This window comes from Luteimonas campi (assembly GCF_051162505.1).
In the GTDB taxonomy this organism is placed as follows: Bacteria; Pseudomonadota; Gammaproteobacteria; order Xanthomonadales; family Xanthomonadaceae; genus Luteimonas.
Genome location: NZ_JBNWEM010000002.1, coordinates 1,047,517 through 1,072,412, shown reverse-complemented (window position 1 = coordinate 1,072,412; position 24,896 = coordinate 1,047,517). Strand labels below are relative to the sequence as shown.

Genomic DNA, 24,896 nt, shown 5'->3' with positions numbered 1-24,896 from the left:
TTCATGCCCATGACTTCAATCAGTTGGCAGCGGAAAACTGTTGCAAGGCTACGCGGCGTTATGCGGCGCCACTGACAGCGTCAAGTCCTATCGCTGTCCCCACTGCATAACCACACTGGCCCCTTGGTCACCAGCCCCGTGCAACTCGGCCAAGCCGTTGAAGTGCCGGGAATTATTGTGATTGACGATGCCTTGGACAGGAGACGAGAATCCGGCTTATGCGGACGTCGTCCGTCTATTAGTAGTTAGACCTCAGAGGGGAGTGCCTGCGCATGTCAGCATCTAATGATTTTGAGAGTACGCTCAAGTCTGCGGATCAAGCAGTCCAGGAGTACGTCAAGGCATTGCAGTCTGAGAACCTAAAGCTAGTTAAGAAAGTCGCTAAGGCAGAGGCGCAGCTAACTACCGCCAACGCGATGATCGAAGAGCTCAAGAAGGGAAGAACGCCCAACCCTCTGGATTACATGAGTGACCGAGAACTCATGGAGATTTCCAATGGCAGGCCTGAAGTTTAACAGTTCATTCAAGCCGAACCCGCTCCGCGAGTCGGCTTATTCCCGGTGCTAGGCTCTGCGAGACAAAATTATGAATCTGACGACATCGCAACGTGCGGTTTTGGTGGTCGGCTTGGTGCTGACATCTTTGGCTTTCATATTCGTCCCGTTCGAAGCGCGATTCTCCGAGCGCACATACGAAGCCCATGCGTACATTGGGTACTACTCCGTTTGGGACCCGCCAGATGCAGCAGTTTACTGCGCACCAACCTTCGGCCTTACGGACTCGTCGAGAGCCACCGCAATCGAGCTTTGCACCGCTAAGCCGATCTACCAGTACGTGATCCTCACGGCGCTTGCTGCGATCTCGACCATGCTGGCAGCATTCTTTCTCATGGGTGGCTTACGTAGGCGCAGAGTCTAACCATTCCGTAAGGAGCTTCCCGTCAACCCCGAGTGCATGACGCTCTTGCCTTGAGCTTCAGGCGTTTGCTGTGCCGGTTTGTCGTTTTGCTGCTTGCCACTCGCCAGAGTGATGGTGATCGAAGCGTTGCCAGACTGCACCCGGTAATCGGTCTTGTTGGATCGGAGTTGCCGATCCGGACCAAGGTAAAAGCCGCACCCGAAGGCCTCGCTCATTCATCGGTTTGGCCCATGCACGGGGATCAGCCGTGTCATGGGGTGGCGCCACCTTGTTGGTCAGGCTCTCTCCGGGACGGTCTGACCGCTTGCTACCTGTCCGCTCTGGCGTTGAACGTTGTATCGATGTGCTGCCTGCTCAGGCCGCGCAAATGGCCGAGACCGCGGCGCTGATCCGCTCGCACCTGCCCGGATAACCCAGCCGCGCCATACTGGGCCGCCAGCACGGGGCGGCGGCCGAGCCACCACCGGAGATCCCGATGCAGACACGCCACGCCTCCTGCACCTGCGGCCAGCTCACCGTCGCCACGCGGGCGGCGCCCGGCCGCATCTCGATCTGCCATTGCCTGGCCTGCCAGCGACGCACCGGCAGCGTGTTCGCCACGCAGGCGAGGTTTCCGGCCGATGCGGTGACGGTCTCGGGACACAGCACCGCGTACGTCCGCGTCGGCGACGAGGGCGGCCGCGCGCGGTTCCACTTCTGCCCGGTCTGCGGCAATACGGTGTACTACACGCTGGATGCGCTGCCGGACGTGGTCGCGGTGCCGGTGGGCGCCTTCGCCGACCCGATGTTTCCACCGCCGTCGGTGTCGGTCTACGAGGCGCGGATGCATGCCTGGGTGGCCCTGCCCGTGGGCATCGACCACCACGATTGACGCACCGACTCGACGCAGGAGAGGATGATGGAGATCGAGAGCGTCCGCGAGATCGCCCTTGCGCCGCCCGAGGTGACCGAGGCGCCGCACTTCAACCATGGCGCGTTCCGGGTCGGGGGCCGGATCTTCGCCACCGTACCGCCGGACCAGCGCCACCTGCACGTCATGGTGGATGAGCAGACACGGCTGCTGGCGCTGGAGGTGCACGGCGATGCGATGGCGCCGCTGTACTGGGGCAAGCGTATCCCGGGGTTGCGCATTGACCTGGTGCGTGCGGATGCCCGCGCCGTCGAGCAGCTCGTGCGCGCCGCCTGGCGCCACAAGGCGCCCAAGCGCCTGGCAGCCGCGCTGGATGCCGGCGATGCGGCCTGATTCAGGCCGGACGACCCGCCACCATCACGCGTCGCAGGGCGCATCGAGGCAGCCATGAGCAATTACGACCCGGTCTTCGCCGCACTTGCGGCCATCCTGCGCAGGCATGCCCAGGGCATGTCGATCCGCACCGACCAGCCCGGCCACCTGTACGTGGAACGGGCGCCTGCCACGCCCGGGGCCAAACCCGCGTTCTTTGGCGCGGTGCAGACGAAGAAGTCCTACGTCAGCTATCACCTGATGCCGGTCTACGAGCAGCCCGTCCTGCTGGACGGCATTCCCCAGGCCTTGCGCCAGCGCATGCAGGGCAAGTCCTGCTTCAACTTCACGGTGGTGGATGCGGCCCTGTTCGAAACCCTCGACGCGCTGACGGCACGATGTGCGGCGGCGGTCCGCTGAGGCTACGATCGTGCCCCGGACGGCGGTGGCGAACGCGAGCATGTCCAGGATCGACCTGAAGCGGGAACTCAAGCACCTCTATGCGCCAACGGCGAAGGCGGTGGCGGAGGTGGACGTTCCGCGGCTGCGCTTCCTGATGATCGACGGCCAGGGCGATCCGAACACCTCGCCCGCCTATGCCGAGGCGGTGGAGGCGCTGTTCTCGGTCTCGTACACAGCCAAGTTCATGCTCAAGCGCGGCCGCGGCATCGACTACGCGGTGATGCCGCTGGAGGGGCTGTGGTGGGCCGACGACCACGCCGTGTTCGCGAGCGACGATCGCGCGAAGTGGCGCTGGACGATGATGATCCTGCAGCCGGATGTCGCGGAGGATGCGGTGCTGGAGGCGGCCATGGCGCAGGTGCGCGGGAAGAAGCCGCTGGCGGCGCTGGAGCGGCTGCGGCTGGAGCCGTTCGCCGAAGGCCGCTGTGCGCAGGTGCTGCACGTGGGGCCTTTCAGCGAGGAAGGACCGACGATCGAATGCCTGCACGCGTTCATCGCCGAACGCGGCCGGCTGGCCGGCAAGCACCACGAGATCTATCTCAGCGACGTGCGCCGCGCGGACCCTGCGAAGTGGCGGACCATCATCCGCCAGCCGATGGCATGAGGCAGGGGCGCGCCATGCCGGCAGCGCGCCGCCGCCCGCACGTGGCGCCTGCGGGCGTGCTGCTGCGTCCAGTGGCCTGCCGGCGGCGCAGCGTGCGGCGTGCATGGCGCACGGTCGCATGAGCGAGGGCCTGGCGCGGTTCGTCGAGGCGCAGGCGGGTGTGCACGCGCGTGCGCTGGAGGAGATCCGCGCGGGCCACAAGCGCACGCACTGGATGTGGTTCGTGTTCCCGCAGCTGCGCGGCCTGGGGCGGAGCCTGCAGTCGATGCACTACGGCATCGATGGCGAGGAGGAAGCCCGGCCTATCTGGCGCATCCGCTGCTGGGTCCGCGGCTCGAGGCCGCGACCCGCTGCGTGCTGGACAGCGCACTGCCGCCTGCGCGGATCTTCGGCGCGCTGGACGCTGCGAAGTTCCGTTCGTGCATGACGCTGTTCGCGCGGGTGTCGGCGCCCGGCAGCGTGTTCCATGCGGCGCTGCACGCGCTTGCCGGCGAAGACCCGTTGACCCTGGCGCTGCTCGAAGGCCGGCCGGAGACTCGCGGCTGACCAGGGCGATCGTCGATCCGGCGCATGGCCATTCGTCGCACAGACAGGGCCGCGCGCAGGGCGTGCCCCATCCACTTCCGCACAGGCATCTGGCATGACCACGACAACTCCCGGCAAAGGCCCGGCCTCGTACTTTCCCTCGATCGAGAAGACCTATGGCCAGCCCATAGCGCACTGGCTGGCGCTGCTGGATACGGTGGCCGGACACACGCACATGCAGCAAGTGGCCTTTCTCAAGCACAGCCACGGACTGGGCCATGGCCATGCCAACGCGCTGGTGGCGTACCGCAAGGGGCAGACGGCGCCCTAGCAACGCGCGGGTTGCAAGCCGCCCGCACGGCGCTTGCGACGACCCTGCACGCGCCGGAACGTGCGCCCTTCCCGCGCGCGGCTCGGCGCACCACGGCATCCTCGCGCCCGGCGCCGTATCCTGCCGGGTCGTGTGGGCCGGGCCCGGCAGGAGAGCAGCGATGGACTACCAACTCGTGATCAAGTTCTGGCGCAAGTCGCTGCAGAGCGAGGACTTCCTGGCCACGATCGAGGCACGCCTGCAGAGCGTGCTGGGCGATGCGGTGGCGCTGGAGGGCTACGACGTCAGCGCCAAGGAGATCAACCTGTTCATGACCACCGCCGACCCGCGGCATGCGTTCCGGCGGGTGCGCGGGGTGCTGGAGGAGCTGGGCATCGAGCAGGGCGTGTCGGCGGCATTCCGCCTGGTGGGTGGCGCACGCTTCACCTCGCTGTGGCCGGCACGGCCGATGCGCAAGTTCGCGCTGCCCTAGGCCGGCGCAGCGGCTGGTGGGCGCGGCACGCCTTGCCCGTAGGCGCCCGCCGCGATCTCCGGCGGGCTTGTCCGTCGCGGCCACAAGGAAGGCCCCGCCTCGGATCTTCGCAGGGACCCTCGCCGGGCCTTTGCAATGCGGCGACGCCGGCTGCCTCGCCGTGAACGCGTTGCCGGCGGGCCCCGGGTTTTCCCCAATGTCGCCACGCGGCAGCGCCGCGTAGTCTCGTCGACGGAAGGTGCCATACGGCGCCGCATGCATGGGCCGCCATGTCGCTCGAGACGCTCCGGTTCCCGCCTTCGCTGCCGCCTCCCGGCCTGCCTGGGTCGATGCCGCTCCGTGCAGCCGATCCTGGCGGCACGGGCTTCGACGAGGCCCTGCTGTCGGCCGACCCTGCGGCGGTCGAGTTCACGCTCGACCGCGGCTCGGTGCGCATCACCGGCGAGCGCGCGGCGCAATGGACCACCAGCTGGACCGCGACCGGCGAGCTGGCCGTCTCCGCACCGGGGACGGATGCGCAGATGGTGCCGCTGCGCTTCGAGGCGACGATGCACAACGACGAGGCCACGCCGGCCAGGATGCGTGCGCTCAATCCCTTCGATCCGACCACGATCCCGCCGCGCACGCGCATCGAGGTGGACGGTCGCGACTATGCCGGCACCCGGTTGGAAGCGAGCTTCCGCACGCTGGCGGCGGCCAACGGGCTGGATTCGATCGGGGAGTTGCGCCTGTCGCTGGAGATGACTGCAGACGGCGAACTGCGGGTGATGACCGGCTCGCAGCAGCTGTTCGATGCGCCACGCGATGGCGGGCCGGCGTCGGCTCCGGCGGAGCGCGAGGATTTCATCCGGCACACCGCGATGCTGGACGATCCCGCCGGCCTCGATGGCGCCGCCTATCGCCGCATGCTGCTCGACGGCACGCCGCCACCGCAGACGGTGCGCATCGGCGAGGACGTGGAAGGCGACAGCATTACCGGCGTGGTCACCGAGACCGGCAGCGGCGAGTCCAACGAAGTGGTGTGGACGATCGACGATGCCGGCCGGCCGGTGTCGGCCGACGCGGTACTGACCTGGGAGCCGGACAGCGGCGGGCGCGATTCGGACCGCATCGAGGCCAATGCGCAGAGCCGCTTCCGCAGCGACAACGACATGAAGGGCAGCGGCGACGACGTGGGCCACATGCTGGCCTACCGCTTCGTCAACGGCCACGGGCCGGTGAACATGTTCCCGCAGGAGAGCCACTTCAACCAGCGCGTGTATGCGGGCATGGAGCAGGAATGGTCCGACTGGCTGGCGGCGGGCATGGAGGTGCACGTGGAGATCCGGCTCGGGCCCGGTGAGGGCGCACGACCCGACCAGGTACGGGTGGACTACGCGGTGATCGACCCGGCCAGCGGCAACCCGGTCTATGATCCGACGCTGATCGTGTTCGACAACGAGGCTGGCCAGGTGTTCGACCGGATTGCGCGGGAAGGCATGGACGAGATGATCGGGACGGCGTCTTGAGCGCCACCGACCGCGACGCACTGGTGCGCGGCATCGGCGAGCTGCTGGTGCGCGACCTCGCTACCGCGGGGCACGATCTGGATGGCTATGCGCTGATCGCCGACTACAGCGATGGCGCGCGCAGGCTCAGCGGCTTCGGCTACCGCGAGGGCCAGTCGCCGGTGGCGGCCACGCCGCAGACAGAGGCCGACCTGATCGGCGCGCGGCTCGACGAACTTCGCGGCGCCATGCAGGTCGACGGCAAGGCGCCGTGGATGGTGTGCGTGATCCAGCTGCGCCGCGCAGGTGGCAAGCTGCATGCGGACTTCGTGTACGACGACGCCGCACGCTGGCGGGTGACGCCGGCGACGCTGGCCCAGGTGGCGGAACAGGCGAGGCCGGCCTGACGGTCGGCCGCAACGACGCATTTTCTCTTTGTGGGAGCGCGCTCGCGCGCGAAAGCTTTCGCAGCCAAGTCGCTCCCTCCGTCACGCGCCAGCACGGCATCGCTGTGCCGCAGATCGTCCCGGCGAACGCAAGGTCCATCGTCTTCGGCGACCGGACCAGTGGATCCCCGCGCTCGCGGGGACGACGTCGGGGTGGAATGACGTCGGGCTAAGGAACAACGATCGGGCAGCCGATCCAGGCGGCCTCAGGCCCCGTCCTCAGTCCACGCGCTCGAGCTGGAACGCCTGCACCGGCGACGGATCCAGCCACGGCAGCAGCCAGTGGTCGACCAGCAGGAAGGCGAACAGCGCCATCAGGTAGACCACCGAGTAGTTGAAGACCTTCATCGCGAACAGCTCGTCCGGCGGATCGAGCAGGCGCCAGGCGTACCAGAGGAAGGTCAGGCCCAGCACCACCGCGCCGCCGAGGTAGAACAGGCCGCTCATGCCGATCGCTACCGGCAGCACCGTCACCACGCACAGCAGCACGGTGTAGAGCAGGATCTGCCAGCGGGTGTAGGCCACGCCGTGGGTGACCGGCAGCATCGGCACCAGCGCGCGCCGGTAGTCCTCGCGGCGGAAGATCGCCAGCGCCCAGAAGTGCGGAGGCGTCCACACGAAGATGATCAGCACCAGCAGCAGCGCGTGCGCCCAGTCCCACTGGCCCTGCATGTTGGTCACCGCGGCCCAACCCAGCAGCGGCGGCGCGGCCCCGGCGATGCCGCCGATCACGATGTTCTGCGGCGTGGCGCGCTTGAGGAAGCCGGTGTAGACGATGGCATAGCCGATCAGCGAGGCGAAGGTGAGCGCGGCGGTGAGCGGATTGACCAGCGCGATCAGGATCGCCATCGACAGCGCGCCGAGGAACACCGCGAACGCCAGCACCTGCGCCGGCGCGAGCGCGCCGGTGGCCAGCGGCCGGTCGGCGGTGCGCACCATCACCTTGTCGATGCGCTGGTCGATCAGGTGGTTGATGGCCGCCGCCGAGGCCGCCGCCAGCCAGATGCCCAGCAGGCCGAACACGCTCTCGCGCAGCGGCGGCAGGCCGGGCACGGCCAGGAACATGCCCACCAGCGCGGTGAACACGATCAGTGCGACCACGCGCGGCTTGGTCAGCGTCCAGTACTGGCGCCAGCTGGACCGGGAACGGTTCATCGCCGCTCCGCGACAGTGCACGGCGTGTTCGACAAGGGCATCGTCACAGGCGCGTCCATGCCTACTCCGGCCGCCGCAGGCGCGCGAGCAGCGACACCAGCACGAACAGCAGCAGCGCCGCGCCGCCGTTGTGCAGCACCGCCACCGACAGCGGCAGCGACAGCTTGACGTTGAGCACGCCCAGCAGCACCTGTGCGCAGGTCAGCAGCCCCAGCACCAGCGCCCAGCCGCGCAGGCCCGGCGTGCGCATGGTGCGCCAGGACAGCGCCAGCAGCGTCGCCGCCGCGACGATCGCGAACAGCCGGTGCGCCATCTGGATGGCGATGCGCGAGGCGCCGTCGAGCACGCCGCCCTCGTAGTCCGCGCCCACGCCGCGCCACAGCACGAAGCCCTCGCTGAAATCCGACGGTGGCCACCACTGCCCCACGCAGCGCGGGAAATCCATGTAGTGCGGCTCGGCCGTGGTCCAGCCGCCGGCGCCGCAGGCCAGCGCGGCGTAGTTGGCGCTCACCCAGCCACCCAGCGCGATCTGCACGCCCAGCACCGCGATCGCGGCGATCACCCAGCGCCGCAGGGCGGTCGCGTCGGCCAGCACGATCGGCAGGTGGGTGGCGCGCCACGCCATCCAGGTGAGCAGCGAGAAGGTGAGCATGCCGCCCAGCAGGTGGCCCATCACGATCACCGGCTTGAGCAGCATGGTCACCGTCCACTTGCCCAGCAGGGCCTGGAAGATCACCACTGCCAGGGTCAGCGCGCCGGCGCGCGCCAGGTCGACGTTCGACCAGCGCAGCGCGGCCACCAGCAGCAGCCCTTCGCCCAGCGCCGCCACCGCCAGCGCCGGCACGATATGGCCCTGCATGTACAGCGGGATCGCCGCCCCTACCAGCGCCGAGGCGCCCAGCACCTGGGCGATGCCGTAGCGCCGCCGCCGCGCGGCCAGCAGCGCCAGCACCAGCACCAGCACGCCCAGGGTGGCGGCCAGGTGGCGGTGCACCTGCTCGCGCCAGGCCTTGTGCGTCTCGAACGGGCGGATCGCGCTGGCGGCGTGGTCGCTGACCTCCTGCGCGGCCTGCGGCCAGGTGGCGCGGCCGTAGCAGGTGGGCCAGTCGGGACAGCTCAGGCCGGCGTCGGACAGGCGCACGAACGCGCCGAACACGATCACGCCGAGGGTGAGCACGACGGCCAGCCAGGCGATCCGGTGGAAGTGCCGGTACACCTGCGGCCGCGAGGGCCTGGGGGACGGGGAAGACATCATCGCAGCTTGAGCAGGCGGGCCATGTCCGTGCGCAGGTGGCCCGGATCGAAACCGGGAGCGTAGCGCAGGATCACGAAGCCGTTGGGGTCGATCACGTAGACGGGGGTGCCGGCCGGGTCGTCGCGCCGCGGCAGCGCGGCCAGCAGCGCCGGCGAAGGCTCGACCTGGCGCCAGGCGGCGTTGCGCTGCACGCCGTCGGGCGGCGTGCCGATCCAGAGGATGTGCACATGGTCGGCGCGATGCGTGAACAGCTGCCAGACCGTGTCGAGCTGCTGCGACAGCTGCACGCACTCGCTGCTGCAGCCCGCTGGCGGCGCCAGCGCGATGCGCCAGGTACGCTCGGCCGGATTCCAGACATAGTCGCCTCCTTCGTGCAGGGTGGGCACTACCTGGCGCAGGTCGCCGGGCGGATCGAGCAGTTCGCCGTGGTTCTTCATGCCCGACGGACGCCAGCCGGAGAAGCGCAGCGCGCCAGCCACCACCGCACTGCCGAGGAACACGGCGACGACCAGGATCAGCATGCCGCGGTTGCGGCCGCGCTGCTGCGGGGAGACGGGAGCATTCATCGGCGGAACCGGAAGGTCAGGACAAGGGCGGTGACGAGGACGGCGATGGCCAGGCCGAACCACTGCACCGCGTAACCCAGGTGCTTCTGCGGCGGCAGGGTATTGGGCAGCACGTCGAGATCGCGGGCATGGCCGATCGGCAGCGCGGGATCGAGCTTGAGCACGCGCGGCGGCAGCGCGTCGAGGCCGAGCAGGGCGGGCAGGCCGGGCGCGTCGAGGCGCACGGCCAGCACGTTGCCGCCAGGGGTCGCGGCCGACAGGCCCTGCGCCAGGCCGGCGGAAGGCGGCGGCGCCAGCAGGCCCTGGATGCGCTGCTCGCCGGGGATGCGTTCGGGCGCCGGCATGGTGCGGTCGCCGGGCAGCGGCAGCCAGCCCAGTTCGACCAGCAGCGGCGCCGCGCCATCGGGCGCGAAGGCGCGATACACGCGCACGCCGGGGCGGCCATCGCGTTGCTGGTTGTCCAGCAGCACGGCCGGCGCGTCGAGGAAGCGGCCCTGGCCTTGCGCCCAGTCGAAATCGCGCGCGCGCGCGGCTTCCCCGGCGGCGGAAAGCGGCAGCGCCCGGCGCTGCTCGAGCGTGGCGGCGACCTGGTCGAGCATCGCCTGCTTCTCCGCCATGCGCCCGAGCTGCCAGCGGCCGAGCGCGGCGAACAGCACGATCAGCACCAGCGCCAGGCTCCAGCCGAACAGCCAGGTGCCCCGCGCCCACCCGCTCACCCCGGCCATGCGGCGGCCTGCGATAATGGCCGGCACCGGCGCATGCCGCGCCTCCGGATCAGGTCATGAACGATTCGCTGAAAATCCTGGTGGTGGTCGGCTTCCTCGCGCTGATCCTGTGGAACCTGGGCGCGGGGCTGTACTACATGCTCAGCGACAAGGGCCAGAGCAAGCGCACCGTCAACGCCCTGACCAAGCGCATCGCCCTGTCGGTCGGCCTGATCCTGCTGGTGATCCTGGCCCACTACATGGGCTGGATCGAGTTCCACGGCGTGGGCCGCAACCCGAACTCCTGACGCCGCCGCGCGGCCGCGCCCGCCGCGCCGCGCATTTGCGCGGCGCGAAAAAGCGGAAAGCGCCGGCATGCCGGCGCCCTCCCCTGTCGGATCCGGATGGCCGGGCCGTACCCGGCCGGCGATCCGCGGACGTGGGTCCGTGACGTCAAAGCACATAGACGAACAGGAACAGCCCCAGCCACACCACGTCGACGAAGTGCCAGTACCAGGCCACCGCCTCGAACGCGAAGTGGTTTTCCTTGGTGAAATGGCCCTTGGCGCAGCGCAGCCAGATGATGGCCAGCATGATCGTGCCCAGGGTGACGTGCGCGCCGTGGAAGCCGGTCAGCATGAAGAAGGTCGAGCCGTAGATGCCCGAACCCATCGTCAGGTTGAGGTCGCGGTAGGCGTGGATGTATTCCTCGACCTGGAAGAACAGGAACACGCAGCCCAGCACCACGGTCAGGCCCAGCGCCACCAGCAGCTTGGTGCGCTGGCCCGCCTTGAGGGCGTGGTGGGCGATGGTGACGGTGATGCCCGAGGTGAGCAGGATCAGGGTATTGAGCAGCGGCAGGCCCCAGGCCGGAATGGTCTGGAACTGACCGCCCACGCTGCCCGGCCCGCTGCTCGGCCAGGCCGCGCTGAAGCCCTCCCAGAGCAGATAGTTGGTGGCCACGCCGTCGCCCGAGCCGCCCAGCCACGGCAGCGCGAACTGGCGGGCATAGAACAGCGCGCCGAAGAAGGCGGCGAAGAACATCACTTCCGAGAAGATGAACCACACCATCCCCATGCGGAACGAGACGTCGACCTGCTTGTTGTAGTAGCCCGAGACCGATTCGAGGATCACATCGGCGAACCACTTGAACAGGATGAAGGCCAGCCCCGCGGCGCCGACGAAGAACGTCGTGCGGCCCCAGCTGATCTCGTTGAACCAGCTGGCCAGGCCGATCATGGTCACGAACAGCGCGATCGAGGCGAACAGCGGCCACTTGCTGTGGTGCGGCACGAAGTAGACGTTCGGGTCGCTGCCGTGATGGGCTGTGGTGTCGGCGTGGGCCTGGGCCATGGCGAAAAGTCCGGATTGCGGTGGGTCAGGGTGCCGAATGCGGCACGGTGGACGACGGCGCCGCCGCGGTGAGGCGGTCGGTGAGCACGTCGTTCTTGAAGAAGGTGTAGGACAGCGTGATGGTCTTGACGTCCGGCGGCAGCGCCGGATCGACGATGAAGCGCACCGGCAGGTCGCGGGTCTCGCCGGCCTGCAGGGTCTGCGCGGTGAAGCAGAAGCACTCGGTCTTGCTGAAGTAGCCCGAGGCGCGGGCCGGCGCCACCGACGGCGTGGCGCTGCCCACCACCGCGGACCGGCTGTTGTTGTGCGCGGCGTAGGTGGCCTCGTACTGCTCGCCCACACGCACGCGCATGCGGGTCTCGTTGGGGCGGAAGCCCCAGGGCAGCTTGGAGTTGACCGACCCGTCGAACTCGACCGTCACCCAGCGCTCGTCCGGCACCGCCGAGCCGACCGCCGAGGCATCCGCCGCGCTGTTGTCCAGGCGGATGCCGAACACCTTTTCGCAGGCGATGCGGTACAGCGGCACGAGCGAGAAGGTGAAGGCGAACGCGCCCAGCGAAATCGCCAGCAGCTTGAGGATGCCCTTGTTGGTCATGCCCGGCGCGCTCATCGCCCGATGACTCCCGAGGCGATGAAGGCGACATAGATGGCCAGCGCGATCGCACCGACCACCAGCGCCGTGCGCACGGCACGCCGGCGGCGCTGCGCAAGCTCGTCGGGGGATCGCTGCGGGTCGCTCATGGCCAGCATCGTCAGTGGCTGATGTCGCCGTGCGCCAGGTCGCCGTCGCGGATCACCGGCGGGGTGGCGAAGGTGTGGTGCGGCGCCGGCGACGGCACGGTCCACTCCAGGCCGCGCGCCGAATCCCACGGTCGCGCCGGGGCGATCGCGCCCTTCTTCAGCGAGTGGAACAGGATGCCGAACATCAGGAACGGCGTGACGAACATGCCGAACGCGCCGATCGAGCTGACCAGGTTCCAGTCCGCGAACACCACGTTGTAGTCCGGGATGCGGCGCGGCATGCCGGCCAGGCCCAGGAAGTGCTGCGGGAAGAACAGCAGGTTGACGAACACCATGGTCCACCAGAAGTGGAACTTGGCCAGCGTCTCGTTGTACATGCGCCCGGTCCACTTCGGCCACCAGTAGTACACCGCGGCGATGATGCCGAACAGCGCGCCGGTGACCAGCACGTAATGGAAGTGCGCGACCACGAAGTAGGTGTCGTGGTACTGGAAGTCGGCGGGCACGATCGCCAGCATCAGGCCGGAGAAGCCGCCGATCGAGAACAGGATCACGAAGGCGATCGACCACAGCATCGGCGACTCGAAGCTGATCGAACCGCGCCACATGGTGGTGGCCCAGTTGAACACCTTCACGCCGGTCGGGATCGCGATCAGCATGGTCGCGAACATGAAGTAGATCTCGCCGCCCAGCGGCATGCCCACCGTGAACATGTGGTGCGCCCACACGATGAACGACAGGAACGCGATCGCCGCGGTGGCGTACACCATCGCCTGGTAGCCGAACAGCGGCTTGCGGCTGAAGGTCGGGATGATCTCGCTGACCACGCCGAAGGCGGGCAGGATCATGATGTAGACCTCGGGGTGCCCGAAGAACCAGAAGATGTGCTGGTACATCACCGGGTCGCCGCCGCCGGCCGCGTTGAAGAACGAGGTGGCGAAGAACTTGTCGGTCAGCAGCATCGTCACCGCGCCGGCCAGCACCGGCATCACCGCGATCAGCAGGAAGGCGGTGATCAGCCAGGTCCAGCAGAAGATCGGCATCTTCAGCAGGTCGATGCCCGGGGCGCGCATGTTGAGGATGGTGGCGATCACGTTGATCGCGCCCATGATCGAGCTGATGCCCATCATGTGGATGGCGAAGATCGCGAACGCGGTGGAGTGGCCGCCCTGCAGCGACAGCGGCGGATACAGCGTCCAGCCGCCGGCCGGCGCGCCGCCCGGCATGAACAGCGTCATCAGCAGCATCGCGAAGGCGAACGGCAGGATCCAGAACGACCAGTTGTTCATGCGCGGCAGCGCCATGTCCGGCGCGCCGATCTGCAGCGGGATCATCCAGTTGGCCAGGCCGACGAAGGCCGGCATCACGCCGCCGAAGATCATGACCAGCGCGTGCATCGTGGTCATCTGGTTGAAGAAGTGCGGGCTGACGTGCTGCAGGCCCGGCACCGCCAGCTCCAGGCGGATCACCACGCTCATCGCCGCGCCGACGATGAACATCACGAAGGAGAACAGCAGGTACAGCGTGCCGATGTCCTTGTGGTTGGTCGAGAAGAACCAGCGGTCGATGAACGACTGCTGGTGGCCGTGGCCGTCGTGGTGATGGTCAGCGGTGGCGGTGTGCGTGGACATAGGGTCTTGCCTTGGATAAGCGGTCAGCCGGCGCTGGCAGCGTCGGCGGGGGCGGCGGCGGGCGCCTGCGGGGCGGCGGGCTCCTCGCCCTGCTGCACGTCATCGACCATGTCGGGGTCGGCCGAGCGCTGCCGGGTGCCGTCGCCCTGCTCGGGGATCTGCGAGGGTTCGGCCGGCGCCTGGCCGGCGGCCTTCTGCGCGGCCAGCCACTGCGCGTACTCGTCCTGCGACACGGCCTTGACCACGATCGGCATGAACGCATGGTCCTTGCCGCACAGTTCGGCGCACTGGCCGCGGTAGATGCCCGGTTCGAGGATCTCGGTCCAGGCCTCGTTGATGATCCCGGGGATGGCGTCCTGCTTCCAGCCCAGCGCCGGCACCCACCAGGAGTGGATGACGTCGTCGGCGGTGATCACGAAGCGGATCTTGGTGTTGACCGGCAGCACCAGCGGGTTGTCGACGTCGAGCAGGTAGGCCGGGTGCGCGTCGAGCTCGGCGCGGGTGGCCTCGGGGTTCTGGCGCAGGCGGTCGCTCTCGCGATCGAGGCGGCTGGTGATCTCCACGCCTTCGCCCAGGTATTCGTATTTCCACATCCACTGGATGCCGGTGACCTTGACCGTCATCTGCGAATCGCGGGTGTCGTACATCGCGATCAGCTTGGCGGTGGCCGGCACGGCCATGATCACCAGCAGGATCACCGGGATCACGGTCCACAGCACCTCCAGCTTCATGCTGTGGGTGAAGCTGGTGTCCGGCACCGCGCCCTTGGAGTGGCGGAACTTGAACATCGCATAGCCCATGGCGAGGAACACCACCGCGCCGATGGCCGCGCAGATCCAGAACGCCAGCATGTGCGCCTCGTAGGCATGGCGCGCCGACGCGGTCACGCCGCGCCCCATGTTCAGCTGCCAGGGCTTCGGATCCGCGGCCAGCGCCGCGAACGGCAACGCCGCCAGAACTGCCAATCCCCACCGCGAAAAACGCGCCTGCCTCATGCCTGGACCCCAAATGTCTTCGGTCGCGGCCTGCCGGCCGCCAGCGAACTGGTAATGAATCGCCGCGGCGGCCTCCGCATGCGGACGCGCGCCACGCGATACCGCGTGCAACGACGCGCAACCGCCATGCGGGCGCGCGATAACTTCCGAATGGTAGCGGCCGCGGCGCTCGAGGGGCAAGCCGCGGCGGCTTCGCGGGATCCTGCCGCCGCGCCGGCGCAGGCGTCCTGGCGCGCCCCGCGACGCGGCGCGCGCACCGCTTTCCGGGGCCGCAGGCCGCGCCGCGACAGGCCTGCGCGGCCGCCGCTGCGGGCCCGGGCCCGGGCCGCAGAGCCTGGCCCGCGCCACCGGCCGGGCCGGGCTGCGAGCCCGCGAGGGCGGATTTGTGCCGGCGCAGGCACCGGAGCCGCGGGAAACATGCAATTCGCGCCGCCCGGGCCGAAGCGAGAATGGCCATCCCATGCGCGGCCCCGGCCGCGTCGCCCGCTCCCGGCCCGCCAATGAACCCGTCCGCTGATCCCGCCCCCCCTTCCGACATCACGTCGCTGCGCGCGGCGATCACCGCCGCCTGGCCGCTCGACGAAACCGCGCAGGTGCAGGCGCTGCTCGCAGTCGCGCGCCAGCCCAGCCCCAGCTGGGGCGAGGCCGACCGCGCCGCGGTGCACGCCACGGCCACCGACCTGGTGCGGCGGGTGCGCGCCCGGGCCGCGGACCAGGGCGCGATCGAGGCCTTCATGCGCCAGTACGACCTGGGCAGCGAGGAGGGCGTCCTGCTGATGTGCGTGGCCGAGGCCCTGCTGCGCATTCCCGACGAGGACACCGCCGACCGCCTGATCCGCGACAAGCTCGGCGAGGCCGACTGGAAGCGCCACATGGGCCGCTCGGATTCGGTGCTGGTCAACGCCTCGACCTGGGGCCTGATGCTGACCGGGCACCTGGTCGACTTGGCCGACGAGACCAAGCGCGACGTGCACGGTGCCTTCAGGCGCCTGGTCGGGCGGGTCGGCGAGCCGGTGATCCGCCTGGCCGTCCGCCAGGCGATGCGGATCATGGGCCACCAGTTCGTGATGGGCCGCACCATCGGCGAGGCCCTGGCGCGCAGCCGCAAGGGCGCCAATGCCGCCTACCGCTATTCGTTCGACATGCTGGGCGAGGCGGCGCTGACCGCGCGCGACGCCGACCGCTATCTCAAGGCCTACCGCGACGCGATCGATGCGATCGGCGGCACCGGGCCGTTTGCCGACGCGATCGGCGCGCCCTCGATCTCGGTCAAGCTCTCGGCCCTGCATCCGCGTTACGAGCATGCCAAGCGCAGCCGCGTGCTGGCCGAGCTGGCGCCGCGGCTGCTGCAGCTGGCGCGGCAAGCCCGGGACTACAACATCGGCCTGACCGTGGACGCGGAGGAAGCCGACCGCCTGGAGCTGTCGCTGGACGTGATCGAAGCGGCCTGGAGCGACGCCTCGCTCGCCGGCTGGGACGGCTTCGGCATCGTGGTGCAGGCCTACCAGAAGCGCGCGCCGTTCGTGATCGACTGGATCGTCTGCCTGGCACGGCGCCACGGCCGGCGCATCCCGGTGCGCCTGGTCAAGGGCGCGTACTGGGACTCGGAGGTCAAGCGCGCGCAGGTGGAAGGCCACGCCACCTATCCGGTGTTCACCCGCAAGCCCAATACCGACGTCAGCTACCAGGCCAACGCGGTGCGGCTGCTGTCCAACACCGACGCGATCTATCCGATGTTCGCCACGCACAACGCGCAGACGATCGCGGCGATCCACCACATGGCGCGGGCGCTGCTGCCTCCGCACCCGGCGCGGGAGGGCCGCAGCGCACCGTTCGAGTTCCAGAAGCTCCACGGGATGGGCGACGACCTCTACGCCGAGGTGATCCCGCCCGAGCGGCTCGGCGTGCCCTGCCGCGTGTATGCGCCGGTGGGCTCGCACGAGGACCTGCTGCCCTACCTGGTGCGGCGCTTGCTCGAGAACGGCGCCAACTCCAGCTTCGTCAACCGCATCAGCGACGAGGCGGTCTCGATCGACGATCTGGTGCGCGACCCGGTCGAGGTCGTGTCCGGTTTCGACGCCATTCCCCACCCGCGCATCCCGCTGCCGGTCGACCTGTACCGCAGCTTCGGCCTTGAAAGGAGCAATTCCATGGGCGTGAACCTCGCCGACGACGACCAGCTGCGCGACCTGGCGGCACAGATCGCGGCCGCGACCGCCGAATGGCGCGCCGGGCCGCTGGTGCCGGGGGCATCGGCTTCCGGGGCGATGATCGAGGTGACCAATCCAGCCGACCGCCGCCAGCGCGTCGGCCAGTGGCAGGCCGCCGATGCCGCGACCGTCGAACGCGCGCTGGCCAATGCGGTGGCCGCGCAGCCGGCCTGGGACGCGACGCCCGCCGCCTCGCGCGCGGCAGTCCTGGAACATGCGGCCGGCCTGCTCGAGCAGCGCATGCCGCAGTACATCGCGCTGTGCACCCGCGAAGCCGGCAAGACCATCCCCGATGGCGTGGCCGAGGTGCGCGAGGCGGTCGATTTCCTGCGCTACTACGCCGCGCAGGCGCGCCAGCTGTTCGCGCCCGAAGCGCTGCCGGGCCCGACCGGCGAATCCAATACCCTGCAGCTCGGCGGGCGCGGCGTGTTCGTCTGCATCAGCCCCTGGAACTTCCCGCTGGCGATCTTCCTCGGCCAGGTGGCCGCGGCGCTGGCCGCGGGCAATGCCGTGATCGCCAAGCCGGCCGAGCAGACCAGCCTGGTCGGCTGGCAGGCGGTGAAGCTGCTGCACGAGGCGGGGATTCCGGAGGCGGTGCTGCAGTTCGTGCCCGGCGACGGTGCTACCGTGGGCGCGGCGCTGACCTCCGATCCGCGCGTGGCCGGGGTGGCGTTCACCGGCTCCACCGATACCGCGCGCGCGATCAACCGCGCCATGGCCGCGCGCGATGCCGCCATCGGCGTGCTGATCGCCGAGACCGGCGGCCAGAACGCGCTGATCGCCGATTCCTCGGCCCTGCCCGAGCAACTGGTCAAGGACGCGCTGGCCTCGGCCTTCACCTCGGCCGGCCAGCGCTGCTCGGCGGCGCGCGTGCTGTTCGTGCAGGCCGACATCGCCGACAAGGTGGTGGGGATGATCGCCGGTGCCATGGCCGAACTCAGCGTCGGCGATCCGGCCCTGCTGTCGACCGACGTCGGCCCGGTGATCGACACCGATGCCAAGTGCCAGCTCGATGAGCACGCGGGGCGCATGCAGGGCGAGGCGCGACTGATCGCCGAGGCGCCCCTGGGCGCCGGCACCGAGCACGGCACCTTCTTCGCGCCGCGCGCCTGGGAACTCGAGTCGCTGTCGCAGCTCACGCGCGAGAACTTCGGCCCGGCGCTGCACGTGATCCGCTGGAAGGCCAGCGAGCTGGACGCGGTGGTCGATGCGATCAACGCCACCGGCTACGGCCTGACCTTAGGCATCCATTCGCGCATCGACGAGACGGTGGAGCGCATCGTGCGGCGGGCGAAGGTGGGCAACGTCTACGTCAATCGCAACCAGATTGGCGCGGTGGTGGGGGTGCAGCCTTTCGGCGGCCAGAACCAGTCCGGCACCGGACCCAAGGCCGGCGGCCCGCACTACCTGCCTCGCTTCGCCACGGAGAAGACCGTCACCATCAACACCACCGCCGCCGGCGGCAACGCCTCGCTGCTGACGTTGGGTGAGTAGCTGCCGTTTGCGCGGCACTGCCGCGCGGCAGCTACGAACGCCCGCCGTGCTACGGCGGGCCGGATGCTTGGCGCGATCAATGAGCACGGCTGCGTACGAACGAACGCCCGCCGTGCTACGGCGGGCCGGACGCTTGGCGCGATCAATGAGCCCGGCTGCGTAACGAACGAACGCCCGCTGCGCTGCAGCGGGCCGGACGCTTGGCGCGATCAATGAGCACGGCTGCATAACGAACGAACGCCCGCTGCGCTGAAGCGGGCCGGATCGAATAGCTGCTGCTTGCGAGGCACTGCCGCGCGGCAACCGCGAACGCCCTCCGCGCTGCGGCGGGCCGGAGGGACAGGCGCGCGCTTGGCGCAGCCAGTGAGCGCGACGCCTCGCGATCGACAACACCTGCATGGCGCGACGCGTCCCGATGCGACCTGACAGACCCGCCTTCCCCGGGGGGGCCTCTGCGGCGAATGTCCTCCGGCATCCGCCAAGGCGGATGCCTCCCCCTTGATTCGCCGCAGAGGCCCCCCGGGCAAGGCGGACTCGGCTCCGGATGCTGGAGACGCAGGCCGCGCCTTCGGCGGAGAGGCTGCCTGCAAGATCCTTTCGACTTACCAGGCCGGCCCACCGATGATCGGAGACGCGCGGCAGCTCGCCCACGGGAGTACGCGCCCACCCGGACGCGCGTGAAGCGTCTCCCATCTTCTCCCGATCGGATCGGACACAAGAAAAAGCCCCGCCGAAGCGGGGCTTTTTCGTTGCAGCGATGGCGCCGATCAGAACCGGTACTGCGCCGACACGCCGTACAGGTTGGCGCTGCCGTCGAACGGGCCGGCGATGCGGCTGCCGCTGGAGGTCACGTCGACCTTCGGGTCATCGGGCTTGAGGTGGCTGAAGGCGAAGTTCACGTCCAGCGCGTCGCTGACCGCCCAGGTGGCGCCGATCGAATACCAGCGGCGATCGTCGTCGGGCAGGCGCGGGGTGCGGTGCTCGAGGTTGGTCGGGGTTTCGTCCTGGGCGATGCCGCCGCGCAGGGTCCAGGTGTCGCTCAGCTTGTACTCGGCGCCCAGCGAGACGAAGGTCGAGTCGCTCCACTCGAAGGGCTCTACCGCGTCCGGATCCGGGTTTTCGAACTCGATACGCACTTCCTCGAGCGACGACCAGCCGGTCTCGGCCCAGCTGGCCGACAGTGCGAAGCGCTCGTTGAGCTGCCAGTGCGCGCCGACCTGCAGGAGCGACGGCGTGGTCAGCTTGGCGCCGCCCGGGCCGTCCAGGAACAGCGGCGCGGTGGCGGGGCTGGCGCCGAACACGGCCGCGACGTTGCCCGGCACGGTCCAGTCCGCGGTGCCGACCAGTTCGTAGTCGATCTCGGAACGGTAGCTCACGCCCAGCGCGAAGCTGTCGGTCGGGCGGAAGTGCGCGCCCACCAGCCAGCCGAAGCCGGTGTCGTCACCCTGGATCTCGACGAAGCCGTCGGCCGCCTGCGGCAGCGCGAACGGCAGCGGGCGGGTCTGCGGGTTGGAGTACAGCAGGGTGCCGAAATCGACCGAGCGCGACAGGGTTACGTCGGCGCGCGAGATGATCGCGCCGATGCCGACCGAGAAGCGGTCGGTGATGTCCACCGCGCCCGACAGGGTCAGGTCGACGATCTGCACGTCGGAGGTGTGGGCGAAATAGCGGCCCACCCAGTTGTCGTCGTATTCGGTCTTCAGACCGAACGGGGCGCTGACCATCGCGCCCAGCGCGACGCCGTTGTCGAGCTTGCGGATGTAGGACATCGCCGGGACCGGGGTCACGCCGCCGGCGTTGCCGCCGTTGCTGCCGGTCATCGGACGGCCGAAGGCATCGGTGGCGGTGCCTTCGAATTCGTAGTTGAGGTCGATCGCGGTCACGTCGACCTGGAAGGTGTTGCCCTCGAACTGGGTCATCACCGCCGGGTTGTTGGTGACCACCGAGGAGTCGCCGGTCTTGGCGGCGGTGCCCGCGAAGGAGCTGCCCTGGGACTTGACGCTGTTCTCCTTGAGCTGGAAACCGGCGGCCTGGGCATTGGAGGCGAACGCCATGGCGCCGGCGATGCCGAGTGCCAGGACGGTGACGTGGGGAATCTTGCGCATTGCGGGATCTCTCCGGTGACGGGGGGTGCCGCGCCGTGTGGCTTGGGGGCGGTGCCCGCCTTCGCCGCCGGAATTTCCCTCCCGACCCACGACGCGCGCCGCACTATACCGTACTGCGGCGTGTGGTAAACGTGCATTCCGGCACGCGACACGCCTCCCGGGCGCACCCCTGCGAGCGCGCTGAACGGGTAAGGTTGCCGGCATGTTCGTGTCCATTCCCACCCGCACCCGCGCCACCCTGCCCTGGGCCACGCCGCTGCTGGCCGCCGCCTTGTGGGCGGCGTTCGTCTGGGCGATCTCGCGTCCGGACGCGTCCCAGCGCGCGCTGATGCTCGAATGGGGCGCGCTGACCGGGGGGCCGGCCGGGGTCGGCATCTGGCAACCCTGGCTGGATGCCGGGCACTGGCTGCGCCTGTTGAGCGCGCTGTTCCTGCACGCCGACTGGGCCCACCTGCTGGGCAACTTGGTATTCCTGCTGATCTTCGGCCTGCCGGCCGAGCGGGTGATCGGGCCGTGGCGCTTCCTCACCCTGTTCTTCGTCGGCGGGGCGCTGGCCAACCTGTTCGCGGTGCTGGTGATCGGTGCGCCGGACCGGCTGATCATCGGCGCCAGCGGGGCGGTCTCGGCGCTGATCGGGGCCTACCTGGCGCTGTTTCCGCAGGCGCGGCTGGGGGTGGTCGTGCCGCTGGGGCTGTTCCTGGAGTTCGTGCGCGCGCCCGCGTCGCTCTTGATCGGCGTGTGGGCGGCGCTGCAGGTGTTGTTCGCCTACATCGGCCCCGCCTTCGGCGCGGTGGCCTGGGCGGCACACGCGGCGGGCCTGGCCTTCGGCATCGTGTTCGCGATCGCGTCGCGCGGGGCGATCGCACGGCGGCTGCGGCGGTTGAAAGGCTACTGAGCGACCCGCATCTGGACACCATCGCGCCACGGCGCGCTCATTGAACCGGCCGCATGGGCAAGACGCTTTACAAAGTCAGTTTCCTCAACCACGGCAAGGTCTACGAGCTGTACGCACGGCGCGTGGAGAGCGGCCGGCTGTGGGGCTTCGTCGAGGTCGCCGAGCTGGTGTTCGACGTGCACGAGGGGCTGGTGGTGGATCCCACCGAGGAGCGGTTGCGCGACGAGTTCGGCAGCACCCGCGCCCTGCACCTGCCGATGCAGGCGATCCTGCGGGTGGAGGAAGTGGAGAAGAAGGGCCAGTCGGCGATCCGCGATGCCGAGTCGGGCGAGAAGGTGGTGACGCCGTTCCCGCTGCCGGCCAAGCCGCGCTGATCCCGGCACCGCGGACGCGCTCGCCGGGCCGGAGCGCGGCGGCCGCCGCCTAGTCGCCACCGGGTGGCAGCGCGCCTGGCGACGCGGCACTCCTGCGCTGCCTGGACGATACTGACCGGCCAGGCCCTGCCGGGCACGCCGAGCCGCTGCGCGCACGTCCATGGTCCCCACCCCCAACGCCCTGCTTCTCGTCGCCGCAGGCGGCGCCGCCGGATCGGTCGCGCGCTACCTGCTGGCGGGCTGGACCCTGTCCGCGGCCCCGGGGCAGAAGTTCCCGTTCGGCACCCTGCTGGTCAACCTGGGCGGTTGCCTGGCCGTCGGGCTGCTGGCCGGCGCGGCCGAACGGCACGGAGCCTGGCTGACGGACGAGCTGCGGCTGCTGCTGTTTACCGGCGTGCTGGGCGGATTCACCACGTTTTCCGCGTTCGGCCTGGAGACCGCGCAGCTGCTCCGTCGCGGCGACTGGCTGCTGGCCGGCGGTTACGTGGGCGCCAGCGTGCTGCTGGGACTGGCCCTGGTGCTGCTGGGGCTCCACCTGGCGGGGCCGGGTCGCTGAGCTGACGCGGCGCGTCGGCGCTGCCTGCAGCGCGCGGGCGGCGATCCAGCGCTTCGTCTGGATCGGACCCGCCGCGCTGGAGCCACCGGCGCTGGCCGCCGGGCGTGTCGCCAGGGTCTGGTGCCGGCGCGGGCGATCGAGTCGCGAGTGGGCCCGGAAACCAGGGCTCCGGGCGAATCGGGCGCCGGACGCAGGCATCGCCGGATCCCGGCCGGCTGCAGCCCTTCGCGCGAACCAACGGCACGGGTCACGACAGGCGCCCGGCGCCGACCGGTCCGCCGGCAAGGCAGGGGCTATTCGCCTGCCGGACTCGCTGCCGCCGGCCTGGCCGCGGCCGCCGCCGGCTTCTTCAGTTCCGCCAGCGCGGCCTGGATCGGGCCCTCGCCCGGCAGCACGTCGCCGGCGGTGGCGCCTTCTTCCTCGTCGCCGCGCAGATGACCGGGCAGCGTGGCCTCGGTGGTGCGCGGAGCGGCAGCGTCCTCGCCATCGCCGGGTTCGGGCCGCAGCACCACGTCGGGGTCGATCCCGCGCGCCTGGATCGAACGGCCGCTGGGCGTGTAGTAGCGGGCGGTGGTGAGCTTGACCGCATCGCCATTGCCCAGCGGCAGCAGGGTCTGTACCGAGCCCTTGCCGAAACTGCGGCTGCCGACGATGCGGGCGCGGCCATGGTCGTGCAGGGCGCCGGCCAGCACCTCCGAGGCGCTGGCCGAGCCGGCGTCGATCACCACCACCACCGGCGCGCCCTGCAGCAGGTCGCCCGGCGTGGCGTTGAACTCGGTGTCGTTGGCGTCGATGCGGCCGCGGGTGCTGACGATGCGGCCCTTCTCGAGCAGATCGTCGGCCACGCGGACGGCGGCGGTGAGCAGGCCGCCGGGGTTGCTGCGCAGGTCGATCACCAGCCCGCGCAGGCGGCCGCCGGCCTCGTCCTGCAGGCGGGTCACGGTGCGGGAGAAATCCTCGCCGGTCTCGACCTGGAAGGCACTGATGCGCACGTAGCCGTAGCCCGGCTCGAGCATGCGTCCGCGCACGCTGGCCACGCGGATGGTTTCGCGCCGCACGGTGATCTGCAGCGGCTGCGCGGCCCCTTCGCGCACCACGCCCAGCACCACGCTGCTGCCGGGCGGGCCGCGCAGGGGGCCGGCGCCCTCGGCATCGGCAGGCGTGAGCGCGCGGCCGTCGACCGAGACGATGGTGTCGCCGGCACGGATGCCGGCCTTGGCGGCGGGCGTATCGTCGATCGGCGCGATCACGCGCACCTTGCCATCGGGCAGCTGCATCACTTCCACGCCGATGCCGTCGTAGGCGCCGGTGGTGCCCTCGCTGAAGGCTTCGGCGGCGCTCTTTTCCAGGTAGGCGCTGTGCGGATCGAGGTCGAGCAGCAGGCCACGGATGGCCGCATCCATGAGCTTGCGGTCGTCGACCGGATCCACGTATCCCGCGCGGATCGCATTGAACAGGCCGACGTAGCGGCGGATCTCCTCCAGCGGCACGCGGGTCGTCGCGCTTTCAACCGCGTCCGGGTCGTCGCTGGGGCCGGAAACGCCTTCCTGCGACGGCTGCGCGTCCTGGTCCTGCGTCTCCTGCGTCTCCTGCGGCTCCTGCCCCTCTTGCGTTTCCTGCGCCTCCTGCGACTGCAGCGCCTCCTGCGACTGCTGCGATGCCGGCAGTTGCGGTTCGCGCGGAGACTGCGCTTCCTGCGGTTCGCCGGGGTCCTGCGCTTGCGTGGCGTCCTGCGTGGCCTCGGGGCGGGCCTGGCGTTCCTGCTGTTGCGGCCACTGCGGCGCTTGCGTGGGCGGCTCGGCGACCTGCGCTTCCTGGGCCGGCCCCCGCTCCGGCGTCCCATGCCCCGGTCCCGCCTGGATCTGGAACTCCGGATCCTGCGCCTGGACCGGGCAGGCGGCCAGCGCCAGCGGCAACAGGGCAAGCAACAGCGAGGAGGTGCGAACGGGCATGCAGGAAACTCCGGAACGGGACGGCGCCAGTGCGTTCTGGCGCAGGGTGCGCCCGATTATGCGGCTGCGCCCGGAATTTTCGTGAAGCGCAGCCCGCCGGCTGCGGTCCGCCACCGGACCGGTGCCGTAAGGGCCGCGCCACCATCCGGGCCGGATCGACGATGCCGCTGCCACCACCACGGGCGGGGCCGTTCGCATCCTGGCCCCAAGCTGCAGGCCATCGACGGAACCCTACCGCTGCAGCCATACAGCGAAGGACAGGAACTCCCCCGGACCTGCGGGCCGCAGCCCACATGCAGCGTGCAAGGTCCCGGCGGGCGCCGACACCGCCGACGGTCCTGCCACGGCCACGGCCTCCCGCGGGGGCGCGCCTGCGCGCGAACGCCGGTCCTTCCCCCGTCTTTCCTGTCGGAAGACGGCCTTAGTCGCATCGCCCGCCACGC

The 24,896-nt window shown here is 69.8% G+C and carries 26 protein-coding genes and 1 pseudogene; 15 read left to right on the top strand and 12 right to left on the bottom strand.

All coding sequences use genetic code 11. From position 1 onward, the window contains the following. Window positions 1–272 precede the first annotated feature (272 nt). Window positions 273–515, top strand: a complete 243-nt coding sequence (locus ACQYVW_RS09665; protein ID WP_434946829.1) for a hypothetical protein — start codon at window positions 273–275, stop codon at window positions 513–515. Between the two features lie 399 nt (window positions 516–914). Here ACQYVW_RS09665 and ACQYVW_RS09660 read toward each other — a convergent pair whose 3' ends face one another. Then, window positions 915–1,133: a hypothetical protein gene (locus tag ACQYVW_RS09660; protein ID WP_434946828.1), complete on the bottom strand. Its 219-nt coding sequence runs from the start codon at window positions 1,131–1,133 to the stop codon at window positions 915–917. Between the two features lie 260 nt (window positions 1,134–1,393). On the opposite strand from ACQYVW_RS09660, the gene ACQYVW_RS09655 reads away from it, so the two are divergent. From ACQYVW_RS09655 to ACQYVW_RS09615, 9 genes and pseudogenes are all read left to right on the top strand, one after another. Further along, window positions 1,394–1,789: a GFA family protein gene (locus ACQYVW_RS09655; protein WP_434946827.1), complete on the top strand. Its 396-nt coding sequence runs from the start codon at window positions 1,394–1,396 to the stop codon at window positions 1,787–1,789. A gap of 27 nt (window positions 1,790–1,816) precedes the next feature. After that, on the top strand, window positions 1,817–2,161 hold the full coding sequence (locus ACQYVW_RS09650; protein WP_434946826.1) for an MmcQ/YjbR family DNA-binding protein: 345 nt from the start codon (window positions 1,817–1,819) through the stop codon (window positions 2,159–2,161). 54 nt (window positions 2,162–2,215) lie between these two features. Beyond that, window positions 2,216–2,560 (top strand): hypothetical protein, encoded by a 345-nt coding sequence (locus ACQYVW_RS09645; protein WP_434946825.1) that lies wholly within the window; start codon window positions 2,216–2,218, stop codon window positions 2,558–2,560. Between the two features lie 40 nt (window positions 2,561–2,600). Continuing rightward, entirely contained in the window at window positions 2,601–3,206 is a 606-nt protein-coding gene (locus tag ACQYVW_RS09640; protein WP_434946824.1) for a GyrI-like domain-containing protein, read from the top strand. 103 nt (window positions 3,207–3,309) lie between these two features. Further along, window positions 3,310–3,752: pseudogene (locus ACQYVW_RS09635) on the top strand (DUF1810 domain-containing protein). Window positions 3,753–3,846: 94 nt separating this feature from the next. Next, window positions 3,847–4,062 carry a DUF4287 domain-containing protein gene (locus tag ACQYVW_RS09630; protein ID WP_434946823.1) on the top strand — a complete coding sequence of 72 codons (216 nt, stop codon included), beginning with the start codon at window positions 3,847–3,849 and terminating at the stop codon, window positions 4,060–4,062. A 160-nt stretch (window positions 4,063–4,222) separates the two neighbouring features. Next, a complete protein-coding gene (locus ACQYVW_RS09625) occupies window positions 4,223–4,534 on the top strand; it encodes a hypothetical protein (protein WP_434946822.1) in 312 nt (103 codons plus the stop codon). Window positions 4,535–4,863: 329 nt separating this feature from the next. Next, complete coding sequence (locus ACQYVW_RS09620) at window positions 4,864–6,042, top strand: DNA/RNA non-specific endonuclease (protein WP_434946821.1); 1,179 nt, start codon at window positions 4,864–4,866, stop codon at window positions 6,040–6,042. After that, complete coding sequence (locus ACQYVW_RS09615; protein WP_434946819.1) at window positions 6,039–6,428, top strand: hypothetical protein; 390 nt, start codon at window positions 6,039–6,041, stop codon at window positions 6,426–6,428. Before ACQYVW_RS09620 ends, ACQYVW_RS09615 begins: the two co-directional genes overlap by 4 nt. 258 nt (window positions 6,429–6,686) lie before the next feature. Here the strand turns inward: ACQYVW_RS09615 and cyoE are convergent, their stop codons facing one another. From cyoE to ACQYVW_RS09595, 4 genes are all read right to left on the bottom strand, one after another. After that, a complete protein-coding gene (gene cyoE, locus ACQYVW_RS09610; RefSeq protein ID WP_434946818.1) occupies window positions 6,687–7,622 on the bottom strand; it encodes a heme o synthase in 936 nt (311 codons plus the stop codon). Window positions 7,623–7,683: 61 nt separating this feature from the next. Then, window positions 7,684–8,874: a COX15/CtaA family protein gene (locus tag ACQYVW_RS09605; protein ID WP_434946817.1), complete on the bottom strand. Its 1,191-nt coding sequence runs from the start codon at window positions 8,872–8,874 to the stop codon at window positions 7,684–7,686. Then, window positions 8,874–9,443, bottom strand: coding sequence for a redox-active disulfide-containing membrane protein (locus ACQYVW_RS09600; protein WP_434933020.1), 570 nt, complete (start codon window positions 9,441–9,443; stop codon window positions 8,874–8,876). The genes ACQYVW_RS09605 and ACQYVW_RS09600 overlap by 1 nt, the downstream gene beginning before the upstream one ends. After that, entirely contained in the window at window positions 9,440–10,168 is a 729-nt protein-coding gene (locus tag ACQYVW_RS09595) for an SURF1 family protein (protein ID WP_434946816.1), read from the bottom strand. Before ACQYVW_RS09595 ends, ACQYVW_RS09600 begins: the two co-directional genes overlap by 4 nt. A gap of 56 nt (window positions 10,169–10,224) precedes the next feature. Between ACQYVW_RS09595 and ACQYVW_RS09590 the strand changes: the two genes are divergently transcribed. Then, complete coding sequence (locus tag ACQYVW_RS09590) at window positions 10,225–10,455, top strand: twin transmembrane helix small protein (protein WP_434936526.1); 231 nt, start codon at window positions 10,225–10,227, stop codon at window positions 10,453–10,455. A 145-nt stretch (window positions 10,456–10,600) separates the two neighbouring features. On the opposite strand, the gene ACQYVW_RS09585 is transcribed toward ACQYVW_RS09590, so the two are convergent. Genes ACQYVW_RS09585 through coxB form a run of 5 tightly spaced genes read right to left on the bottom strand, consistent with a single transcriptional unit; the run spans window position 10,601 to window position 14,867 of the window. Further along, window positions 10,601–11,500, bottom strand: a complete 900-nt coding sequence (locus tag ACQYVW_RS09585; protein WP_434946815.1) for a cytochrome c oxidase subunit 3 — start codon at window positions 11,498–11,500, stop codon at window positions 10,601–10,603. Window positions 11,501–11,525: 25 nt separating this feature from the next. Further along, window positions 11,526–12,110, bottom strand: coding sequence for a cytochrome c oxidase assembly protein (locus ACQYVW_RS09580; RefSeq protein ID WP_434946814.1), 585 nt, complete (start codon window positions 12,108–12,110; stop codon window positions 11,526–11,528). Beyond that, entirely contained in the window at window positions 12,107–12,241 is a 135-nt protein-coding gene (locus ACQYVW_RS09575) for a hypothetical protein (protein ID WP_434936519.1), read from the bottom strand. Before ACQYVW_RS09575 ends, ACQYVW_RS09580 begins: the two co-directional genes overlap by 4 nt. An 11-nt stretch (window positions 12,242–12,252) precedes the next feature. Beyond that, window positions 12,253–13,872: a cytochrome c oxidase subunit I gene (gene ctaD, locus ACQYVW_RS09570; RefSeq protein WP_434946813.1), complete on the bottom strand. Its 1,620-nt coding sequence runs from the start codon at window positions 13,870–13,872 to the stop codon at window positions 12,253–12,255. A 23-nt stretch (window positions 13,873–13,895) separates the two neighbouring features. Then, window positions 13,896–14,867, bottom strand: coding sequence for a cytochrome c oxidase subunit II (gene coxB, locus ACQYVW_RS09565; RefSeq protein WP_434946812.1), 972 nt, complete (start codon window positions 14,865–14,867; stop codon window positions 13,896–13,898). A gap of 449 nt (window positions 14,868–15,316) precedes the next feature. Here coxB and putA point away from each other — a divergent pair, with 449 nt between their 5' ends. Then, window positions 15,317–18,571 (top strand): bifunctional proline dehydrogenase/L-glutamate gamma-semialdehyde dehydrogenase PutA, encoded by a 3,255-nt coding sequence (gene putA / locus ACQYVW_RS09560; RefSeq protein ID WP_434946811.1) that lies wholly within the window; start codon window positions 15,317–15,319, stop codon window positions 18,569–18,571. Window positions 18,572–19,338: 767 nt separating this feature from the next. Here the strand turns inward: putA and ACQYVW_RS09555 are convergent. Continuing rightward, window positions 19,339–20,676 (bottom strand): OmpP1/FadL family transporter, encoded by a 1,338-nt coding sequence (locus ACQYVW_RS09555; RefSeq protein WP_434946810.1) that lies wholly within the window; start codon window positions 20,674–20,676, stop codon window positions 19,339–19,341. A 202-nt stretch (window positions 20,677–20,878) separates the two neighbouring features. Between ACQYVW_RS09555 and ACQYVW_RS09550 the strand changes: the two genes are divergently transcribed. The 3 genes from ACQYVW_RS09550 (at window position 20,879) to crcB (ending at window position 22,501) form a co-directional block, all read left to right on the top strand. Further along, entirely contained in the window at window positions 20,879–21,571 is a 693-nt protein-coding gene (locus ACQYVW_RS09550) for a rhomboid family intramembrane serine protease (protein ID WP_434946809.1), read from the top strand. A gap of 53 nt (window positions 21,572–21,624) precedes the next feature. Then, window positions 21,625–21,945, top strand: coding sequence for a DUF1820 family protein (locus ACQYVW_RS09545; protein WP_434936279.1), 321 nt, complete (start codon window positions 21,625–21,627; stop codon window positions 21,943–21,945). Window positions 21,946–22,105: 160 nt separating this feature from the next. Then, a complete protein-coding gene (gene crcB, locus ACQYVW_RS09540; protein WP_434936276.1) occupies window positions 22,106–22,501 on the top strand; it encodes a fluoride efflux transporter CrcB in 396 nt (131 codons plus the stop codon). Window positions 22,502–22,794: 293 nt separating this feature from the next. Here crcB and ACQYVW_RS09535 read toward each other — a convergent pair whose 3' ends face one another. Beyond that, the gene (locus ACQYVW_RS09535) at window positions 22,795–24,453 is read right to left on the bottom strand and encodes a S41 family peptidase (protein ID WP_434946808.1); all 1,659 of its coding nucleotides are present in this window, start codon (window positions 24,451–24,453) and stop codon (window positions 22,795–22,797) included. Window positions 24,454–24,896 lie beyond the last annotated feature (443 nt).

Bases quoted from the DNA above. Each gene is read 5' to 3' on its own strand.
- ACQYVW_RS09625 (WP_434946822.1), top strand. From the start codon at position 4,223: ATGGACTACCAACTCGTGATCAAGTTCTGGCGCAAGTCGCTGCAGAGC.
- coxB (WP_434946812.1), bottom strand. From the start codon at position 14,867: ATGAGGCAGGCGCGTTTTTCGCGGTGGGGATTGGCAGTTCTGGCGGCG.
- ACQYVW_RS09605 (WP_434946817.1), bottom strand. From the start codon at position 8,874: ATGTCTTCCCCGTCCCCCAGGCCCTCGCGGCCGCAGGTGTACCGGCAC.
- crcB (WP_434936276.1), top strand. From the start codon at position 22,106: ATGGTCCCCACCCCCAACGCCCTGCTTCTCGTCGCCGCAGGCGGCGCC.
- ACQYVW_RS09645 (WP_434946825.1), top strand. From the start codon at position 2,216: ATGAGCAATTACGACCCGGTCTTCGCCGCACTTGCGGCCATCCTGCGC.
- ACQYVW_RS09595 (WP_434946816.1), bottom strand. From the start codon at position 10,168: ATGGCCGGGGTGAGCGGGTGGGCGCGGGGCACCTGGCTGTTCGGCTGG.
- ACQYVW_RS09650 (WP_434946826.1), top strand. From the start codon at position 1,817: ATGGAGATCGAGAGCGTCCGCGAGATCGCCCTTGCGCCGCCCGAGGTG.
- ACQYVW_RS09640 (WP_434946824.1), top strand. From the start codon at position 2,601: ATGTCCAGGATCGACCTGAAGCGGGAACTCAAGCACCTCTATGCGCCA.
- ACQYVW_RS09665 (WP_434946829.1), top strand. From the start codon at position 273: ATGTCAGCATCTAATGATTTTGAGAGTACGCTCAAGTCTGCGGATCAA.
- ACQYVW_RS09660 (WP_434946828.1), bottom strand. From the start codon at position 1,133: ATGAGCGAGGCCTTCGGGTGCGGCTTTTACCTTGGTCCGGATCGGCAA.
- putA (WP_434946811.1), top strand. From the start codon at position 15,317: ATGGCCATCCCATGCGCGGCCCCGGCCGCGTCGCCCGCTCCCGGCCCG.
- ACQYVW_RS09575 (WP_434936519.1), bottom strand. From the start codon at position 12,241: ATGAGCGACCCGCAGCGATCCCCCGACGAGCTTGCGCAGCGCCGCCGG.
- ACQYVW_RS09620 (WP_434946821.1), top strand. From the start codon at position 4,864: ATGCCGCTCCGTGCAGCCGATCCTGGCGGCACGGGCTTCGACGAGGCC.
- ACQYVW_RS09550 (WP_434946809.1), top strand. From the start codon at position 20,879: ATGTTCGTGTCCATTCCCACCCGCACCCGCGCCACCCTGCCCTGGGCC.
- cyoE (WP_434946818.1), bottom strand. From the start codon at position 7,622: ATGAACCGTTCCCGGTCCAGCTGGCGCCAGTACTGGACGCTGACCAAG.
- ACQYVW_RS09590 (WP_434936526.1), top strand. From the start codon at position 10,225: ATGAACGATTCGCTGAAAATCCTGGTGGTGGTCGGCTTCCTCGCGCTG.
- ACQYVW_RS09555 (WP_434946810.1), bottom strand. From the start codon at position 20,676: ATGCGCAAGATTCCCCACGTCACCGTCCTGGCACTCGGCATCGCCGGC.
- ACQYVW_RS09630 (WP_434946823.1), top strand. From the start codon at position 3,847: ATGACCACGACAACTCCCGGCAAAGGCCCGGCCTCGTACTTTCCCTCG.
- ACQYVW_RS09600 (WP_434933020.1), bottom strand. From the start codon at position 9,443: ATGAATGCTCCCGTCTCCCCGCAGCAGCGCGGCCGCAACCGCGGCATG.
- ACQYVW_RS09655 (WP_434946827.1), top strand. From the start codon at position 1,394: ATGCAGACACGCCACGCCTCCTGCACCTGCGGCCAGCTCACCGTCGCC.
- ctaD (WP_434946813.1), bottom strand. From the start codon at position 13,872: ATGTCCACGCACACCGCCACCGCTGACCATCACCACGACGGCCACGGC.
- ACQYVW_RS09585 (WP_434946815.1), bottom strand. From the start codon at position 11,500: ATGGCCCAGGCCCACGCCGACACCACAGCCCATCACGGCAGCGACCCG.
- ACQYVW_RS09535 (WP_434946808.1), bottom strand. From the start codon at position 24,453: ATGCCCGTTCGCACCTCCTCGCTGTTGCTTGCCCTGTTGCCGCTGGCG.
- ACQYVW_RS09580 (WP_434946814.1), bottom strand. From the start codon at position 12,110: ATGAGCGCGCCGGGCATGACCAACAAGGGCATCCTCAAGCTGCTGGCG.
- ACQYVW_RS09545 (WP_434936279.1), top strand. From the start codon at position 21,625: ATGGGCAAGACGCTTTACAAAGTCAGTTTCCTCAACCACGGCAAGGTC.